The 15,572-nt window shown below is 64.3% G+C and carries 16 protein-coding genes; 13 read left to right on the top strand and 3 right to left on the bottom strand.

The annotated features are described in order from the left end of the window. Positions 1–55 precede the first annotated feature (55 nt). Together HMPREF2635_RS04910 and HMPREF2635_RS04905 are read right to left on the bottom strand one after the other, a co-directional pair. The gene (locus HMPREF2635_RS04910; protein WP_232745242.1) at positions 56–613 is read right to left on the bottom strand and encodes an endonuclease domain-containing protein; all 558 of its coding nucleotides are present in this window, start codon (positions 611–613) and stop codon (positions 56–58) included. 407 nt (positions 614–1,020) lie between these two features. Further along, complete coding sequence (locus tag HMPREF2635_RS04905; RefSeq protein WP_010188812.1) at positions 1,021–1,494, bottom strand: inorganic diphosphatase; 474 nt, start codon at positions 1,492–1,494, stop codon at positions 1,021–1,023. 69 nt (positions 1,495–1,563) lie between these two features. Here HMPREF2635_RS04905 and dacB point away from each other — a divergent pair, with 69 nt between their 5' ends. From dacB to HMPREF2635_RS04840, 13 genes are read left to right on the top strand one after another with little or no spacing between them, the layout of a single operon-like run. Continuing rightward, positions 1,564–2,850, top strand: a complete 1,287-nt coding sequence (gene dacB / locus HMPREF2635_RS04900; RefSeq protein ID WP_070511124.1) for a D-alanyl-D-alanine carboxypeptidase/D-alanyl-D-alanine endopeptidase — start codon at positions 1,564–1,566, stop codon at positions 2,848–2,850. Further along, positions 2,840–3,793, top strand: a complete 954-nt coding sequence (gene tilS, locus HMPREF2635_RS04895; protein ID WP_083321279.1) for a tRNA lysidine(34) synthetase TilS — start codon at positions 2,840–2,842, stop codon at positions 3,791–3,793. The genes dacB and tilS overlap by 11 nt, the downstream gene beginning before the upstream one ends. Continuing rightward, positions 3,783–4,370 carry a hypoxanthine phosphoribosyltransferase gene (gene hpt, locus HMPREF2635_RS04890; RefSeq protein WP_046647197.1) on the top strand — a complete coding sequence of 196 codons (588 nt, stop codon included), beginning with the start codon at positions 3,783–3,785 and terminating at the stop codon, positions 4,368–4,370. The genes tilS and hpt overlap by 11 nt, the downstream gene beginning before the upstream one ends. 48 nt (positions 4,371–4,418) lie before the next feature. Then, a complete protein-coding gene (gene ftsH / locus HMPREF2635_RS04885; protein WP_070821352.1) occupies positions 4,419–6,875 on the top strand; it encodes an ATP-dependent zinc metalloprotease FtsH in 2,457 nt (818 codons plus the stop codon). Beyond that, entirely contained in the window at positions 6,865–7,455 is a 591-nt protein-coding gene (gene folE / locus HMPREF2635_RS04880) for a GTP cyclohydrolase I FolE (RefSeq protein ID WP_046647199.1), read from the top strand. Before ftsH ends, folE begins: the two co-directional genes overlap by 11 nt. 5 nt (positions 7,456–7,460) lie before the next feature. Continuing rightward, entirely contained in the window at positions 7,461–8,390 is a 930-nt protein-coding gene (folP, locus tag HMPREF2635_RS04875) for a dihydropteroate synthase (RefSeq protein ID WP_046647200.1), read from the top strand. 3 nt (positions 8,391–8,393) lie between these two features. Further along, a complete protein-coding gene (gene folB / locus HMPREF2635_RS04870; protein ID WP_070821351.1) occupies positions 8,394–8,765 on the top strand; it encodes a dihydroneopterin aldolase in 372 nt (123 codons plus the stop codon). Further along, complete coding sequence (gene folK, locus HMPREF2635_RS04865; protein ID WP_070821350.1) at positions 8,765–9,238, top strand: 2-amino-4-hydroxy-6-hydroxymethyldihydropteridine diphosphokinase; 474 nt, start codon at positions 8,765–8,767, stop codon at positions 9,236–9,238. Before folB ends, folK begins: the two co-directional genes overlap by 1 nt. Next, positions 9,238–9,711 (top strand): DUF3180 domain-containing protein, encoded by a 474-nt coding sequence (locus HMPREF2635_RS04860; protein WP_070511118.1) that lies wholly within the window; start codon positions 9,238–9,240, stop codon positions 9,709–9,711. Before folK ends, HMPREF2635_RS04860 begins: the two co-directional genes overlap by 1 nt. A 5-nt stretch (positions 9,712–9,716) precedes the next feature. Then, positions 9,717–10,997: a DUF6779 domain-containing protein gene (locus tag HMPREF2635_RS04855; RefSeq protein WP_070821374.1), complete on the top strand. Its 1,281-nt coding sequence runs from the start codon at positions 9,717–9,719 to the stop codon at positions 10,995–10,997. Next, the gene (locus HMPREF2635_RS04850; RefSeq protein ID WP_052750503.1) at positions 10,998–11,675 is read left to right on the top strand and encodes a Rossmann-fold NAD(P)-binding domain-containing protein; all 678 of its coding nucleotides are present in this window, start codon (positions 10,998–11,000) and stop codon (positions 11,673–11,675) included. It begins immediately after the preceding gene. A gap of 23 nt (positions 11,676–11,698) precedes the next feature. Continuing rightward, entirely contained in the window at positions 11,699–12,430 is a 732-nt protein-coding gene (locus tag HMPREF2635_RS04845) for a pantoate--beta-alanine ligase (protein WP_046647273.1), read from the top strand. Positions 12,431–12,469: 39 nt separating this feature from the next. Beyond that, entirely contained in the window at positions 12,470–13,417 is a 948-nt protein-coding gene (locus tag HMPREF2635_RS04840) for a 2-dehydropantoate 2-reductase (protein WP_070821349.1), read from the top strand. Between the two features lie 27 nt (positions 13,418–13,444). Here the strand turns inward: HMPREF2635_RS04840 and HMPREF2635_RS04835 are convergent, their stop codons facing one another. Further along, entirely contained in the window at positions 13,445–15,541 is a 2,097-nt protein-coding gene (locus HMPREF2635_RS04835) for a PhoX family protein (protein WP_070821348.1), read from the bottom strand. Positions 15,542–15,572: the final 31 nt, after the last annotated feature.

Raw genomic sequence — 15,572 nt, 5'->3', positions numbered from 1 at the left:
CAGCGTTAGCCAGCCCGGTTCGTTGTCGGCACGTTGCTGCTGTTCAGCCGCAACGCTAGCCTGCCCAACGCTCGCGCTCCCACCGCCAGTAGTGGTGCCACTTCCAGGGCGGGGCGACGAACTCGCCCCGCCCTTTGATAACTGCGAGGACCTGGTGAACAGCGACGTCAAGGTGGTGCTCAATCGTGGCGGCGGTGAAGTGGAGGGGCCGATAGCCGCGCTGGACGGCGTCGTTCAGCTTTTGGCGGTCGATTTCGAAACGTTGTCGGTTCTCGCCTTTGTGATAGGCGTAGCCGTCCACCTCGATGGCCACCTTGTGCTCCTCGAGCACCAAGTCCCAGCGGTAGGGCCCAATCCGCACGTTGTTGCGGACTTTGGCGTGGGGCTCAAGGCCCCGGGTGAGGTCGCGCTCCGGCTTGCTATCCGCCCCGACGATGGCCTTTTCCAACACCTCACGCGTGTGCTTGGGCAGGCGGCGAAAGTCCAGCTGTTCGGTCTCGATGCGCGAGCGCCCGTGCGGCCCGGCGAAGAAGGCCTCGATGAAGGCCACGGCATCCTCCTGCGCCATCGCCTCAATACATTGCAGCGGGCTGCAGACGTTCACCCCGTTCATGCTGCCCAGCGCTTTAGGCCGTGCCCGCCTGCTGCGAAAATAAGTGCTCGATGGGAGAGTGGAGTCGCGGATAAACTCGAGCGGGAATTGAAGGGGCTGTTCTAGGTACCGGCGCGCGGCGGAATAGCCATCAAGCGCTAAATCAGGCCATTCACGTGACATGATTTGTGCTAGCTGAAGCGGTGTGGGCTCCTCTGAGAGGTAAAAGCCATTCGCAATCTTGATGGCCCCCTTGCGCCGAGCCCCGCGGGAGACATCGCGCCCCCGATAAATCTCAATCAATGTTCCCCCCCGGAACGAAAAAAGGTACGTTTTCGCAAATAGTGGCGAAAAACTGGTAGGTTTTCAGCCCCTATTTACCAAAACGTACCTGACAGTGTCGTCGCCGGCATGCGGAACGCGGCTGCTTACTTGAAGCGAGCCTTTGCTTCCTCGAGGATCTTCTCTGCCTCAGCCTTGTCTCCCCAGCCGGAGCCGGTAACTTCCTTGTTCGGCTCCAGGTCCTTGTAGCGGGTGAAGAAGTGCTCGATCTCGTCCTTGATGTGCTGCTCTACATCGTTGATGTCCTGGTAGCGCTCCCAGCGCGGGTCATCGACGACGGCGAGCAGCTTGTCGTCGCCACCGGCCTCGTCGGTCATCTTGAACACGCCGAGGACGCGAGCCTCAACGACAACGCCCGGGAAGACCGGCTCCGGGAGGATGACCAGCGCGTCCAACGGGTCACCGTCCTCACCCAGGGTGTGGTCGATGAAGCCGTAGTCAGCCGGGTAGGCCATCGGGGTGAACAGGTAGCGGTCGAGGTGGACCTTGCCGGTCTCGTGATCGATCTCGTACTTGTTGCGGGAGCCCTTTGGGATCTCGATGGTTACTTCAACGCTCACGGCTGAATCCTCCATAACTAATAGGTTGGCATGTGCTCCGCTTAGTCTACCGCGCTAGTCTAAAGGGCGATGAAAGCTAAGCATGTCTGGTGGAGTACTGCGGCCCTCGTCACGGCGGGAGCCGTGGCGGCGACGGCCGCCTTGGGCGTAGAAATCCAGCGCACCTACGATCACCTGGACCACGGCCAGCCCTATAAACAGGAAGAACCCACAACACTGGTCCAGCCCGTCGAGCCCGGTGATATCGACGCCGCCGCGCTCAAAGCCAGGTTGGATGAGCTAGGCAAGGACAAGGCTCTAGCCACTTTCGGCGGGCAGATCATCGACACCACCACCCAGGACGTGCTGTGGGAGCGCGAGCCCGCAAAGCCGCTGACCCCGGCCTCCGCCACCAAGGTCCTCACCCTCGCCGCGGCTACGCTCAAGCTCGACGAAGAAGAGCGCCTGACCACCGAAGTGGTCGCAGGTGAGCACGAGGGCGAGATCGTTATCAAGGCCGCCGGCGATGTCTGGCTGACGGACGAGCGCCTCGATGAGCTGGCGGAACAGATTCAGCAGAAGATGGATACCGTCACGCGGGTCTCCATCGACACGTCCATCTGGGCCGGGCCCGACCAGGCACCGGGCTGGGATGATGACAATATTGACGGCGGTTTCGTCGCCCCCATCCAGCCGGCCATGCTCTACGGTGGGCGCATTGGGGAGAAGACCGGCGACGTTCCGCGCTCCCACGAGCCGGCCCTCGACGTCGCCCGCGCGTTGGCCTCCCGCCTGGGAACCGACAAGGCGGACACGAGCTCAGCGCCCGAGAACACCGAGGTCATCGCAGCTACAGAATCTGAGCCGTTGGCTTTGCGCGCCCAGGAAGCGGTGAAGGATTCCGATAACGTCATGGCGGAGGCCATCGCCCGCGAGCTGGCCGTCAGCCAGGGCGCGGAAGCAAGTTTCGAGGGCGCCACGAAAACCATGCTCGACGTGCTTAAAGGCCACGGCATCGACATCAGCGACATCACCCTCAAAGACGGTTCCGGCCTGTCCCGCGATAACCGCATCCCCGCCGACGTACTCGCCCACATCATGGACCAGGCCGTAGCCACCGAGGAGCTGCGCCCGCTGTTGGGCTACCTGCCCCTCGCCGGCGGTGAGGGCACGCTCTACCAGCGCTACCCCGATTCGCCGGCCCGCGGGTACGTTCGCGCCAAAACCGGCACCCTCACGGGAACCTCCGCGCTGACCGGCACCGCCCAGGGCCAGTCGGGTCGCGTGTACGCCTTCGCCTTCTTAGTCAACGACGGCGAAGTCACCTCCGCCCGCCAAGCCCAAGATGCTCTCGCCGCTGCCCTCCATGACTTCTAAGAAACCTTTTTGGCCGCGCAGAAGCCCCAACTTTTTGGCGTGCCGCGTCGCCGCCCGCGCCGTGGTCGGTGAGCAGCCACGCGCCATCGCCGTGGGCTTGTCCGGCGGGGCCGATTCCTTGGCGCTGACCGCCGCTCTCGTGGCCGAAGGACACGAGGTGACAGCGCTCTGCGTCGACCACGGCTTACAGGAAGGCTCGGCCGCGCAGGCGCGCCGGGCTGCCGAGCAGGCCCACGCCTTGGGAGCGGGGGCGGAGGTGTTGCGGGTGGACGTCGGCAAGCAAGGTTCCGTGGAGGCCGAAGCCCGCGCCGCCCGGTATCGTGCCTTCGCGCCCTGGGGTGAGGTGGCGGTGGCGCATACCGCTGATGACCAGGCCGAAACCCTGCTGCTGGGTGCCCTGCGGGGGAAGGTCGCGGGCATGCGCGAGCGCTCCGAGGTGGAGGGCGTGCGCGTTGTGCGCCCCCTGCTGAGCGTGCGCCGCGCCCAGACCGAGGCCGCCTGTGCGGAGCTGGGGCTGGAGGTCTGGCAGGACCCCCAGAACCAGGATGCGTCTTTCCGCCGCGTAGCACTGCGCCGCGAGATTCTCCCGCGCCTGCAGGAGATCGTGGGCGGAGACCCCGTTCCGGCCTTAGCCCAGGCAGCCCACGACGCCGCGCTTGACGACGCCTTCCTCAGCACCCACCCCACCGCCGACTGCGCCGAGCTGGCCGTTCTCCCCGAACCAAAACGCCGCCGGGCGATCGCTGCGTGGCTGCGCGTGGAAGGAGTGGAGGTTACGCGCGAGGCAGTGCGCGGCATCGATGCCCTGTGCACGCAGTGGCATGGCCAAGGCCCCGTCGCCGTCCGTGGGGAAAAGAAAGGTACAAGGTTGGAAGTCGCACGCGTTGGTGGCAAACTGTCACTATTGCCTCGGTCAGCAAAGGAGCGCTCACGTGCACGATAACCATGATTTAGCCGTCCCCGCCCATCCTTATGGAGAGGACATCAAAAACGTTCTCATCACCGAAGACGATCTTCAGGCGCGCATCCAGGAAATGGCGGATCGCGTGGCGGAGAAATACCGCAACACCGACGAGGACCTCATCTTGGTCTGCGTGCTCAAGGGCGCGGTTTTCTTCCTGACGGATTTCGCCCGCAAGCTTGCTATCCCGTCCCAGCTGGAGTTCATGGCGGTGTCCTCCTACGGTAACTCGGCCTCCTCCTCGGGTGTGGTGCGCATTTTGAAGGACTTGGACCGCGATATCGAGGGCCGCGATGTGGTCATCGTGGAGGACATCATCGATTCCGGCCTGACCTTGTCCTGGCTTATCCGTAACCTGCAGGGCCGCCAGCCACGATCCCTTGAGGTGGTCACCCTGTTGCGCAAGCCAGAGGTGGTTAAGGCAGAGCTTGACCTGTTCGATGTAGGCTTCGATATCCCCAACGAGTTTGTCGTGGGGTATGGCCTGGATTTTGCCGAGCGCTACCGTGACCTGCCCTATGTAGGTACGCTGCATCCGGCGGTCTACAGCAACGATTAATCTTTATTCTTGTCCGGCGCTTTAAGCCGCAATTGTGCAAGGTAGTTAATGAAAAACAAGAACATCATCCGCTACGGCTCCATCGCGGGCCTGGTTCTCATCCTGCTGTACGCATTCACGTTCTTTACCAACGATGCCCGCAGCTTCAAGCAGGTGGACACTTCGGTGGCCATGCAGCAGTTAGCGGATAAGAACGTTGAGGAAGCGCAGATCGATGACCGCGAGCAGCAGCTGCGCCTCAAGCTCAAGAAGCCGGTAACGGTAGAAGAGCAGGAGGGCATCGAGGAGGTCATTGCCAAGTACCCGGCACGTGCCTCCGAGCAGGTCTTCAACGCGGTCAAGGATTCCGGTGCGGATAAGTACCAGACCAAGGTCACGCAGGATTCCTTCATCGGTTCCATGATCAGCTTCCTGCTGCCCATGCTGATCCTCTTCGCGTTGCTGTTCTGGATGATGACCCGCATGCAGCAGGGCGCGGGCGGCATGTTCGGCATCGGCGGCTCCAAGGCGAAAGAGCTGACCAAGGACATGCCCACCAACACCTTCGCGGATGTGGCCGGCGCGGATGAAGCGGTGGATGAGCTCCAGGAGATCAAGGACTTCCTGGATGATCCGGAGCGCTACCATGCGCTGGGCGCGAAGATCCCGCGCGGCGTGCTGCTCTATGGCCCGCCGGGTACCGGTAAGACGCTTCTGGCCCGCGCCGTGGCGGGCGAGGCCGGCGTGCCTTTCTATTCCATCTCCGGTTCCGACTTCGTGGAGATGTTCGTCGGCGTGGGTGCCTCCCGGGTGCGTGACCTGTTCAAGCAGGCCAAGCAGAATAGCCCGTGCATCATCTTCGTCGATGAGATTGACGCCGTGGGCCGCCAGCGCGGTTCCGGCACCGGCGGAGGCCACGACGAGCGCGAGCAGACCCTGAACCAGCTGCTCGTGGAGATGGACGGCTTCGGTGACCGTGAAGGCGTCATCCTCATCGCCGCGACCAACCGCCCCGACATCTTGGACCCAGCGCTTCTGCGCCCGGGCCGCTTCGACCGCCAGATCCCGGTGACCAACCCGGACCTGGCCGGCCGCGAGCAGATCCTGCGCGTGCACGCCAAGGACAAGCCGTTGGCCAAGGAGGTCGACGTGGCGCAGCTGGCCAAGCGCACCGCCGGCATGTCCGGCGCGGATCTGGCCAACGTACTTAATGAGGCCGCCCTGCTTACCGCCCGCATCGGTGGCAACGTCATTACCTATGACGCGCTGGAGGAGGCCACCGACCGCGTCGTAGGCGGCCCGCGCCGCCAGGGCAAGATCATCTCCGAGCACGAGAAGAAGGTCACCGCTTACCACGAGGGCGGCCACACTCTGTCCGCGTGGGCGCTGAAGGATATCGAGCGCGTCTACAAGGTGACCATCCTGGCCCGCGGCCGCACCGGCGGCCACGCCATGACCGCGCAGGAAGACGACAAGGGCATGTACACCCGCGATGAGCTGTTTGCTCGCCTCGTCTTCGCTATGGGCGGGCGTGCCGCGGAGGAGCTCGTGTTCGGCGCACCCACCACCGGTGCGTCCTCCGATATCGAGCACGCCACCAAGATCGCGCGCTCCATGATCACTGAGTACGGCTTCAGCCCGGATTTGGGCACCGTCAAGTACGGCAAGGAGCAGGGCGATCCCTTCGCCTATGCCGCCAGCGGCGGCTCCATCGACTACTCGGATGCCGTGGCCGCCAAGATTGATGAGCAGATGGCCTACCTGCTGGACCGCGCGCACCAGCAGGCCTATGACATCCTGTCCGAGCACCGCGACTACCTGGATAAGCTCGCTGAGATGCTATTGGAGAAGGAAACCCTGCGCCGCCCGGACCTCGAGGGCATCTTCGAGGGCATCGAGCCGCGCGAGGCTTTCGACGTCTTCCCGAACGAGGACGCTCGCTTCCCGCGCCAGGCCGGCCGCGAGCCGGTAAAGACCCCGGTCGAGCTTGCCCAGGAGCGCGGCGAGGAGCTGCCGAAGCGCATGACGCTTCTCGACGCCTCCCGTGCCGCCCGCGAGCGCCGCCACGCGGAGCTCGAACGCGCGAAGGAAAACGGTGACGAGGCCGCCGCCGCGACATCGGAGGCGCCGGTCGAGGAGATTGGCTTCAGCTTCGGCCAGCACGCGGGTGACTACGTGGATCCGGAGAAGGGTAATACCTTCTTCGGCGAGTCCGATATCACCGAGCCCACCGGTCGCGAGCTCAGCGCAGACGAAGCGGTCAGCGATGGGGCGCAGGAAGAAACTGTTGCCCCAGAACAGGCTGGCCCCAGCCACGAGGACACCCAAGAGATTCCGCGTGTGCCGGATGCCGCCGCATCGCAGCCAGAATCCCAGCCCCAACCAGAACACCAGCCGCAGCCACGCGAACCGGAACGCCGCGGCCGCCACGCCAAGCCGGAGGAGCACGCCTGGGGCGCTCCCGGCTGGGGAGAACATGAACACCGCAACAACCCGTACAAGGATGGCGACACCAATGAGCGATAACATCCCGGCGCAGCGCGACTTCGACCACGAGCGCGCCGAAGCAGCCATCCGCGAGCTGCTCATCGCAGTGGGCGAGGACCCCGACCGCGAGGGCCTGCGCGAGACCCCGGCCCGCGTGGCCCGCGCCTATGCCGAGGTCTTCGCAGGTCTCCACCAGGACCCGACTGAGGTCCTGCACAAGACCTTTGCCGAGGAGCACCAAGAGCTCGTCCTCGTGCGCGATATCCCCATCTATTCCACCTGCGAGCACCACCTCGTGCCCTTCTACGGCACGGCGCACATCGGCTATATCCCTGGCTCCGACGGCCACGTCACCGGCCTGTCCAAGCTGGCTCGCCTGGCGGACATGTACGCAAAGCGCCCGCAGGTCCAGGAGCGCCTCACCAGCCAGATCGCCGATGCGCTGGTGGAGGTCCTCCACGCGCAGTCCGTCATCGTCGTCATCGAGTGCGAGCACCTGTGCATGGCCATGCGCGGTATCCGCAAGCCGGGGGCGACCACGACGACATCCGCGGTGCGCGGCGGATTCAAGAAGAATGCGGCCTCCCGCGCGGAGGTCATGAGCCTGATTAGGAGCTAGCAGCAATGGCAGTCAGTGATCTCACCGTTCCCGGCCGCACGCTGGTCATGGGCATCGTCAATGTCACCGAGGACTCCTTCTCCGACGGCGGGCGCTGGATCAACATCGACGATGCACTTACCCACGCCCGCCACCTTGTCGCCTGCGGCGCGGACATGATCGATGTCGGCGGTGAGTCCACCCGCCCGGGTGCGGTGCGCGTGGCTGCCGAGGAGGAAGAACGCCGCGTCGTGCCCGTCATCAAGGCGCTGCGCGAGGAGGGGATTAAGACCTCGGTGGACACGATGCGGGCCTCGGTTGCTCAAGCCGCTGCGGAGGCCGGCGTGGACATGATCAATGACGTCTCCGGTGGTGCGGCCGACCCGGACATGTACCGCACCATGGCCGAAACCGGCCTGCCGGTCTGCCTCATGCACTGGCGCACCGTCCAGTTCGGCTCGGCCGCCGGTGTGGCCGACCATGGCGGGGATGTGGTGCGCGATGTCCACGAGTCCCTGGCGAAGCTCGCTGATAACGCCCTGCAGGCCGGTGTTAGCCACGACAATATCGTCGTGGATCCGGGCCTGGGTTTTGCCAAGTCCCCGCAGGATAACTGGGCTTTGCTCAAGGCTCTGCCGGAGTTCCTCCAGGGCGAGTTCCCGCTGTTGGTGGGCGCGTCCCGCAAGCGCTTCCTCGCCGCCATCCGGGAAGATCGCGGCGCCGAGTCCAGCCCGCTGCTCGCGGACCCGGCCACCGCGGCCGTCACCGCCATCTCTGCGCAGATGGGTGCGTGGGGCGTGCGCGTGCACGAGGTGGAAGTCTCGCGCGATGCCGTGGATGTCGCCGCGGCCTGGAACGCGGGCGCGGCCTACACCGGCGGCGCGCATGCCTCCGGCAGCTACGCCAACGGCGCGGACGGCGGAACAGTGGTGTCCACTTCTTTGGGAAAGGCATAAAACATGGCGGATCGCATTGAACTCACCGGCCTGGAGTGCTTTGGCTACCACGGCGTCTTCGAGGAAGAGAAGAAGACGGGGCAGCCCTTCATCGTGGATATCACCTGTTGGTTGGACACCGCGGGAATCGGGGATGACCTGTCCCGCACGGTGAATTACGCCGAGCTTGCCGACGTCGCCGCGGACATCGTCGAGGGCCCCTCCCGGGACCTTATCGAGACGGTGGCTGAGGAGGTCGCCGAGACCGCGATGCAGCGCTTCGGGCTTCTCCATGCCATCGAGGTGACCATCCACAAGCCGAAGGCGCCCATCCCGCGCACCTTCGCGGACGTGGCAGTCGTGGCCCGCCGCTCCCGAAAGAGGATGGCAGGCTAATGCGCGCCGTGCTGTCTATCGGCTCCAACATGGAAGACCGCTGCGCGCTGCTGCAGACCGTCTTCGACGAGTTTGCCGATGAGACCATCGCCGCCTCTCCGGTCTATGCCACCCCGCCGTGGGGCGTGACTGACCAAGATGAATTCCTCAACGCGGTGCTCATCGTGGACGTGGACTGCACCCCGCTGGAGCTGCTGCGCCGCGGCCAGAAGTTGGAGGAGGCCGCTGAGCGCGTGCGCGTGCGGCACTGGGGCCCGCGCACCTTGGACGTGGACATCGTGCAGATAGACGGCGTGACCTCTGAAGACCCCGAGCTTATCCTGCCGCACCCTTATGCCCACGAGCGCGCCTTTGTGCTCGTGCCGTGGCTGGCCGCGGATGAGCACGCGGAGCTCAACGGCACCCCGGTGCGCGAGCTCATCGCCGACCTCGATGAGGACGAGGTCGCTGCGGTGAAGGAACTGGGGGAGTAATGACGAGGACGTCGATTGGCGCGCTTGTCGGCACCGCCCTCTTCGTGGCTGCGGCGGCTGCCACCCTCACCACCCGCTTTTATGGCTCCATGCTGGCCATTCCGGCAACCGTATCGATTTCTCTGTGGGCTATGGCGCTGGTGTGCGTGCTGTTGACGCTCAAGGTGCGCGGTGCCAAGGAGGACGAGCACGGTATCGGCCTGGATAACTCGCAGCTCAATCCCATGACCATCGCGCAATTCCTGCTTGTCGGCAAAGCCTCGGCGTGGACCGGGGCCATCGTGGGCGGGGCCTATGCTGGCATGGCGGTCTACGTGGTGCCGCGCGCCGGTGAGCTCGTCGCTGCGGCTGGTGACCTGGCCGGGGTGGTGTCTTCGGCGCTGGGCGGTGCCGCGATGTGTGTTGCCGGAGTGGTGTTGGAGCGACACTGCGAGGTGCCACCTCCAACTGATGGGGCACAAGCGGTAAGTTAGTGGGCATGACGAGCCCGCACCACGCCCCTGATCCCCAGTACGAGTCGGCCCCGGATGATCGCCCGACCACCCAGTTTTCTGCGCAGCCGGACTCTCAGCCACCGACAACGGCGGAGTCTTCCCAGGACGGTTCGAAGACGGATGCTGGTTCTATTGGGCTTATCATCCTCGTCATCCTCGCGGTCATCGCCAGCCTGGTCATGTTGATTTCGGGTTCGGCGAACGCACTGAAGATTGCCCTGCTGGCTGCCCTGTGGGCCGCGGTGTTGGGCTTCTTCTTGGTGGTGCGCTATCGCCGTCAGGCCCATGAGGCCAAGGAGCTTCTGGCGGTGGAGCGCGCCCATGCCGCATCCACCTTGACCGCTTCCGGTGCTTCGAGCGCGGATAACAGCAAGGTCCTGGCGGAGATCCGATCGGAGCTGGAAGCCATCCGCACCCAGATCGAGGAGATCTCCGGGCGCGAGTGGGTCTACGAGCCGGCCGCCCTGTATGCGGAGGCTCGCCGCATCCAGGAGCTGGAGCGCAAGGCTGGCGGCGCTGGCGTGGATGAGCGCGGCGATGCCCCCAACGTGAACTTCACCCAGAAGTCCGGCGGCGCGCCGTCTGCCGACGCCGTCGCAGGCCGCCTCGGCTCGCAGCCGACCCACCCGGTGAGCAACCCGCTGGATAACCTGCTCGCGGATAACGCCCGTTCCAACACCCAGCAGCCTGCTGCGAAACCCGCCGAGCAGCCTGCTCAGCAACCCACTCCGAAGCCAGCCGAGCAGTCTGCCGCGAAACCCGCGGAGCAGCCCGCGGATCAGCAGGGCACCCGCCCGGCACCATCCCCGTTCGGCGCACCGCAGCCGTCGCAGGGCCGTCCTCCGGCGTTTCGCCCTATGGGAGCACCGCAGCCTCAGCCTCAGCCAAAGGCCGACAAGCCCCAGCCCAAGGATGACAAGCCACAGGCAAAGGCAGAGAAGCCGCAGGCGCGCACCGAGCAGAAGCCGCAGCAGTCGAAGCCCCAGACTCGGTCGCAGCAGAAGGCGCCGGAGTTCAAGACCGATAGCTTCCAGGCCGTGCAGTGGAACCAGGGTGCTGCGGGTGCGCAGCACGTCAAGGAGGATGCTAGCCCCGCGCAGCAGCCGCACCACCGCCACCGCAAGCCGGAAGCAGATACCGCACAGCCCGACACCCGTGGCCGCCGTCGTAGCGATGAACACCGCGAGGGCGCGGTCTCCGTGGCTGAACTCATGGCGCGTAGCAAGCGCCGGAAAGAACAGCAGAACAAGGACGTGAAGAAGTAGATGTCTGCTCCGCGCATGCGAGTGGCGGTCTGGGGTAATTCCCGAGCCGGCATTAACTTCGCCCTCCGTCTGGAGATGGCTGGCCACACCATTGAGAAGCTTGAGGACCCCGCCCAGCTGGACCGCTTCGATGCGCTGATTCTCGCCGCGACGGCGAGGGAGCTGGAGGGGGCAGTGGGGGACGTCGAAAAGCACGTGCGCCCCAAGCAAATCGTCATCCACACCTCATTGCTGGCTGGGGTGGAAGCCCTTGATGAGCTGGAAACGCGCGGGTGCCTGACGATTGCCGCAGCTCCCCTGGGCGACTCCTACGCGGTGGGCACCCTCGATGAGGTGGCGGAGACCGTCATTGGGTTGCTGCTCTCGGAGATTCACCAAACTGCAGAAACGGTGCCGGCGGCACAACGTGCCGAGCGAGCCGCGCGGTTGTACTACGCGGAGATGCTCGGTGAACTCAGCGCGTGGGCGGCGCTTAAGGCGGGGATTATCGAAGATTTTATGGGCAGTTCCTTCGACCTTGACGCTGGCGACATCATCGATGCTTACCCCGCCGCCGTGGAGCTGGGCATGGCGCGCAACTACCGCGACGTCGCCCGCATGGTGGGTGAGAAGAAGAACATGGAAGAACTGGAACTGTGGGCAGTAAGAAAGGAAGCGCCGTGGCAGAGCAACTCCTAGTGGAGGACAACGAGCGCATCCGCATGGTCGGCAGCGCCTACCGCAAGACCGGCAAGCGCGTAGTGCTGGTGCCACTCGGCCGCGATATTCACGCCGGGCACCTGGCACTCGTGCAGGCAGCACAACGCGTGCGCGGTGGCATCGTGGTCGTGGCAGTGGACCCGGAGACGGACATCTCTTCCCTCGATGGGGTTGATGTGGTGTGGCGCTACGACCAGCAGAGTCAGCGCACGCGGGTCCTTGCACCCGACCACGGCATGGAGGACGTGAGCGCGGAGCTGACCCGCATTGTGGCGCTGACCTGCGCGCTGGGTCCCAGCGATGTGTTCATGGGGGAGAAGGACTACGAGCTGCTCGTGGCCACCCAGCAGGCCTTTACGGACCTCCACATTGCGGCGCGTGTGCAGGGCGTGCCCTCGGTGCGTATGCCCGATGGGGTGGTGATGAGCCTGCGCAATGCCGACGTCGCACCGGAGGCCCGTGAGCAAGCCAGCGCCTTGTCAGCGGCACTCACCGCCGGTGCGTACGCGGCGGAATCCGGAGCCGAGGAAGTTGTCCGTGTGGCACGTGAAGTGTTGGCCGCCGCGGGCGTCGAGCCGGAGTACGTGGAGCTGCGCGGACGCGACCTGGGTGAAGCCCCAGCAGAGGGCGATGCCCGCCTCTTTATCGCCGCCACCATTGGCGGCGTGCGGCTCATCGATAACGCGGGCGTGCCGTTGGGCATTGGCTTCCGTAACTTAGAACAGCGCGGATAAAAGTCTGTGGCGCAGGTCTCCACCAGCTAGGTTGGAGACATGAAGATTGGAATTCTGGGAGCCGGCGCCATCGGCGGATACTTTGGCGGAAAACTGAAAGCAGCGGGCCACGACGTCGCCTTCGTCGCCCGAGGTGAGACCTTGCGGGTGCTGGGGGAGACGGGCGTGACGCTGATCGACGCCCACGCAGAACCTACCACCACCGAGGTCATTAAGGTCCCGGCTGCGCGAACCTTTGCCGAGGTCAAAGAACTCTTGGGTGGGCTGGACGTGGCGATTATCGCGTCGAAGGCGCTGCCGGGTAATGAAACCTTTGGAAGCGCGGAGGACCGCGAGGCCCTGCGAGGAACCCCGGTGGTGACCACACACAACTCGGTCGAGATTCCGTACCTAGCGGCCGAGGAGTTCGGGGAGGAGAACATCCTTGCCGGTGTCGCGCGCGTTTATGCCACCCGTCTGGGGCCGGCGCAGATCAAGCGCAACCCGGGGCCCTTGGCTTTGGCTTTCGGGCCGCTGAGTGACGATGCGCCGGAGTCACTGCGCCGCACGGGCGAGGAGCTGTCGGCAGCGCTGAAGGAGGCGGGTGCCTCCAGCAAATTCCACGACGCCGCGCTTGTCGACGTCTGGTCGAAAGCCATGTTCGTCACCCCGACAGGCACTCTGGGCGCCTTGGTGGATAAACCTATCGGCTACCTCTGCCAGGAAATCCCCGGCCAGCTTGAGGCATTCATGAGGGAAGTCGAGGCTGTCGGGTGCGCACTCGGCGTGAAGCTGCCGGAGAACGTGGTGGAACAGACCATGGAGTTCGCCCGCCAGCAGCACCCGGACAGTACGTCCTCGATGCAGCGCGACATCAAGGAAGGGCTTCCCAACGAATTAGACGCCCAGGTCGGAGCGATCCGACGCATGGGCGTCAAGGCTGGGGTTGCAACCCCGTTGTGGGATTTTGCGCAGGAGGTGCTGGAGGCACAGTTGCGCACCGCCTAAGAGTGCGCACTGCGCAACGTCGGTGCCTTATTCGGTACCGATCTTGCCGTCCTTCTTCCACACCACAACCACGGCCGGGCGCGGGGTGGACTTGCCGCCGTCAGGCCAGTGGGAGGTGGCGTTCTCAAAGGTGGCGTCGTCAGCCTCGCCCGGGTGTTGAACGTTGACCATGACGCGGTCATCGTCGACGATCGGTCCACAGGTCTCCGCGCCCGCCGGGACGGTGAGGAAGCACTTGAGTTCGCCGCGGGTCTCACCCTCGGTGGTCACGGCGTAGAGGCCATCGTTGGAGTCCAGCGCGTTGCCGTCGGTAGAGATCCACAGGTTGCCGTGGTTGTCGAAGGCCAGGTTATCCGGGCAGGAAATCGGGGAGACCTTCTCCTTATCGAAGCCACCGAAGTAGGTGCTGGCCTCACGCGGGTCACCACACACCAGGAAGAGGTTCCAGGTGAACTTCTCGCCGGCGTGGTCATCCTCGAGCTCCATGACCAGGCCGTTCTTGTTCTCCTTGACCGGAGCCCATTCCTTGGCGTCTTCCTTGTTCTTCTTGGCGTTCTCGCCGGTGGCGCCGCGGTACTTGTTGTTGGTCAGCGCGATGTAGACCTTCTCGGTCTCCGGGTGAACCTCAACGTCTTCCGGACGGTCCATCTTGGTGGCGCCCACCTTGTCGGCGGCCTCACGGGTAAAGACGGCGACTTCTTCGGCGGACATGCCGTCCACGTGGGACTCGAACTTGTTGTTCTCCGTATCGGAGGTCAGCAGCTTGACCCACTCGCCGCTGCCGTCGAAAGCGCCGTCCTCCGGCAGGACACCGGAGCCGTCGATTTCCTTCTCCGGGGAGTTACCTTCCATCTTGGCCACGTACAGGGTGCCGTGGTCCAGGATGGTCATGTTGTGCTCAAGGTCGCCTTCCTTGTACTTCTTGGAGGAGACGAACTTGTAGACGTACTCGAAGCGGGAGTCATCGCCGGAGTAACAGACCACAGTGCCATCCTTGGTGATGTGGATGTTGCCGGCCTCGTGCTTGAAGCGGCCCACAGCGGTGTGCTTAATCGGGGTGGACTTCGGGTCCAGCGGATTGATCTCCACGAGCCAGCCAAAGCGGTTCGGCTCGTTCGGCTCCTTGGTTACATCGAAGCGGTCATCGTACTTTTCCCACTTGCGGTCGGACGGACCTTCCTCGATGCCGAAGCGCTTGAGGGATTCAGCGGCCTTCTCATCCTTGACATCGCCACCGGCGAAATACTGGTCGAAGTTCTCTTCGCCGGAGAGCATGGTGTTCCACGGGGTCACGCCACCGGAGCAGTTGTTGAGGGTACCAAGGACCTTCTCACCCTTCGGGTCGGCGGAGGTCTTCACCAGGTCGGTGCCCTTAGCGGGGCCAACCAGGGTGAACGGGGTGGTAGCGGTAATACGGCGGTTGAGCGGGCCGAATTCGCGCTTGAGTTCGCCGGAGCCCTTCACCTTGGAAACCTCAAGGATGGTGTGGCCGTGGCCAGCCCAACCGATCTTTACCTGCTCCTCGGTGGGGTTCTCCGGGTCGTAGTCCGGGAACATCATCGGCTCGGTGGTGTACTCATGCGAGCACATGTAGATCATGCGGTTCTTGTCATCCGGGTGCTCGATGAGGCCGGCGAAGTCATTGTTGAAGCCGAACTGCTTCTCCGCATCCGCGGCAGTCTGGTTGTTGACGTCGAATTCCGGCGCGCCCTCGATGACCGGGTCACCCCAGGCAATCAGGACGGACTGCTCATAGCCCTTGGGGATGACGACCTCATCCTTGGTGTTGGCCTCCACGGCTTCAAAATGCATGCCCTCGGCAGAGGTGAGCTCGATGTCAGAGCCCTTAACCTCGCTGGTCTTGTCGGAGGAGCCGCCAGCCGCAGACCCGTTGTCATCCGGCGCGGCACACGCAGCCAGCGCAGAAGAACCACCGACGGCGACGACGGCCAGACCACCGGCGCGCAGAGCAGTGCGGCGGGAGAACTGGTCACCAAAGTAAGGGTTATCGGAGGTGTTCTCGCACTCGCCGAAGCAGGCATTACCGCACTTGTAGGTGCAGGTAAGAGAAGAACGAGAAGAGGTAAACATGTTAGCCAAGAGATTGCGGCCGTTGAGTGCCATGAAAATATGCTCCAAAAATCGAACTCGTTGG

The sequence above is a fragment of the Corynebacterium sp. HMSC035E02 genome (assembly GCF_001836065.1).
In the GTDB taxonomy this organism is placed as follows: domain Bacteria; phylum Actinomycetota; class Actinomycetes; order Mycobacteriales; family Mycobacteriaceae; genus Corynebacterium; species Corynebacterium hiratae.
This window is presented reverse-complemented; position numbering and strand designations above follow the sequence as displayed.

Excerpts from the sequence above, each read along its gene's own strand:
- HMPREF2635_RS04910 (WP_232745242.1), bottom strand. The coding sequence starts at position 613 with ATGAACGGGGTGAACGTCTGCAGCCCGCTGCAATGTATTGAGGCGATG.
- dacB (WP_070511124.1), top strand. The coding sequence starts at position 1,564 with ATGAAAGCTAAGCATGTCTGGTGGAGTACTGCGGCCCTCGTCACGGCG.
- tilS (WP_083321279.1), top strand. The coding sequence starts at position 2,840 with ATGACTTCTAAGAAACCTTTTTGGCCGCGCAGAAGCCCCAACTTTTTG.
- ftsH (WP_070821352.1), top strand. The coding sequence starts at position 4,419 with ATGAAAAACAAGAACATCATCCGCTACGGCTCCATCGCGGGCCTGGTT.
- folE (WP_046647199.1), top strand. The coding sequence starts at position 6,865 with ATGAGCGATAACATCCCGGCGCAGCGCGACTTCGACCACGAGCGCGCC.
- folP (WP_046647200.1), top strand. The coding sequence starts at position 7,461 with ATGGCAGTCAGTGATCTCACCGTTCCCGGCCGCACGCTGGTCATGGGC.
- folB (WP_070821351.1), top strand. The coding sequence starts at position 8,394 with ATGGCGGATCGCATTGAACTCACCGGCCTGGAGTGCTTTGGCTACCAC.
- folK (WP_070821350.1), top strand. The coding sequence starts at position 8,765 with ATGCGCGCCGTGCTGTCTATCGGCTCCAACATGGAAGACCGCTGCGCG.
- HMPREF2635_RS04860 (WP_070511118.1), top strand. The coding sequence starts at position 9,238 with ATGACGAGGACGTCGATTGGCGCGCTTGTCGGCACCGCCCTCTTCGTG.
- HMPREF2635_RS04855 (WP_070821374.1), top strand. The coding sequence starts at position 9,717 with ATGACGAGCCCGCACCACGCCCCTGATCCCCAGTACGAGTCGGCCCCG.
- HMPREF2635_RS04850 (WP_052750503.1), top strand. The coding sequence starts at position 10,998 with ATGTCTGCTCCGCGCATGCGAGTGGCGGTCTGGGGTAATTCCCGAGCC.
- HMPREF2635_RS04845 (WP_046647273.1), top strand. The coding sequence starts at position 11,699 with ATGGTCGGCAGCGCCTACCGCAAGACCGGCAAGCGCGTAGTGCTGGTG.
- HMPREF2635_RS04840 (WP_070821349.1), top strand. The coding sequence starts at position 12,470 with ATGAAGATTGGAATTCTGGGAGCCGGCGCCATCGGCGGATACTTTGGC.
- HMPREF2635_RS04835 (WP_070821348.1), bottom strand. The coding sequence starts at position 15,541 with ATGGCACTCAACGGCCGCAATCTCTTGGCTAACATGTTTACCTCTTCT.